Origin of the sequence: Mesorhizobium sp. M4B.F.Ca.ET.143.01.1.1, assembly GCF_004792275.1 — a bacterium.
In the GTDB taxonomy this organism is placed as follows: Bacteria; Pseudomonadota; Alphaproteobacteria; order Rhizobiales; family Rhizobiaceae; genus Mesorhizobium; species Mesorhizobium abyssinicae.
Map to the genome: position 1 here is coordinate 1 of NZ_SRSR01000252.1, position 315 is coordinate 315.

Consider the following 315-nt stretch of genomic DNA (forward strand, 5'->3'; position numbering starts at 1 on the left):
TGCCGCGACCGGACCTTTCCAGGTTCCCGTCATCCCGCCTCTCGTCCCCGCGGATAGCGGCATCCTGCAGATCCATTCGAGCGCCTACCGCAACCCGGCGCAGTTGCCGAAGGGCGCGGTGCTGGTGGTCGGCGCGGGATCGTCGGGCGTGCAGATCGCCGACGAGCTGCAGCGTTCAGGCAGGCGCGTCTATCTTTCGGTCGGCGCGCACGACCGTCCGCCGCGCGCCTATCGCGGACGTGACTTCTGCTGGTGGCTGGGCGTGCTCGGCAAATGGGACCTCGAAACGCCGGGACCCGGCACGGAACATGTCAC

General features: G+C 68.9%; 1 protein-coding gene. It reads left to right on the forward strand.

Annotation, left to right across the window (positions count from 1 at the left end; translation table 11 throughout):
* Positions 1 to 315, forward strand: a 315-nt coding sequence (locus tag EN786_RS36865; protein WP_148672091.1) for an NAD(P)-binding domain-containing protein, incomplete at both ends; no start/stop codon positions are given.